Source organism: Bacteroides togonis (assembly GCF_900130135.1).
GTDB lineage: Bacteria > Bacteroidota > Bacteroidia > Bacteroidales > Bacteroidaceae > Bacteroides > Bacteroides pullorum.
In genome coordinates, this window is sequence record NZ_LT670842.1 from 1 (window position 1) to 921 (window position 921).

Consider the following 921-nt stretch of genomic DNA (forward strand, 5'->3'; position numbering starts at 1 on the left):
GTCACGACGTGACCAATACCGTCTATACCTTCACGGGCAAGCCCGCCGTGGTGAGCCACACGCACACGGCCGGCGGGAAGCCCACACTCACGGAGGTCACCGAGTACACCTACGACCACGCGGAGCGGCTGACGAAGGTGGAGCACACGCTGGGCGGCGTGACGGTGACGCTGGTCGAGAACACGTACGACGAGCTGGGCAGGCTGCAAAGCATGTCTCCGCACGGCAACGCCTCCCAGAAGCTGACCTATGCCTACAACCTCCGCGGCTGGCTGACGGGCATCAGCGGCAACAAGTTCTCGCAGAACCTGTATTACAACACCGGCAACGGCACACCCTGCTACAACGGCAACATCAGCAGCATGACCTGGCAGGCGGGCGGCGAGACAACCACCCGCGGCTACAAGTTCACTTACGACGGGCTGAACCGTATGCTGGATGCCGTCTATGGCGAAGGTACGAACATCGGCAGCAACGCCAACCGCTTCACCGAAAAGGTGACTGGTTACGACAAGAACGGGAACATACTCGCTCTGCAACGATACGGACAAACGGGTACTTCGTCCTATGGCTTGATAGACAACTTGACCTTCACGCTCAACGGCAACCAGCTGAACCGGGTGGATGACGCTGTGACGAGTTCTGCTTACAACAACGGATTCGAGTTCAAGGATGCCGTAAAGCAGGCGAACGAATATGCTTACGATGCCAACGGTAATTTGACGAAAGATTTGAATAAAAACATTTCCGAAATTCAGTATAATTGTTTAAATTTACCGCGCAAGGTCACATTCACGGACGGAAGCACCATTGAATACACCTATGCCGCCGACGGAACCAAGCTCCGCACGAAGCATGTCATCAACGGTACGACCACCACAACGGACTATTGCGGCAACGTGATCTATGAAAACGGTGTGC

At 55.7% G+C, this 921-nt stretch carries 1 pseudogene; it reads left to right on the plus strand.

Annotated elements, in window-relative coordinates:
* Positions 1–921, plus strand: a pseudogene (locus BQ8005_RS16970) (RHS repeat domain-containing protein); the annotation flags it as partial.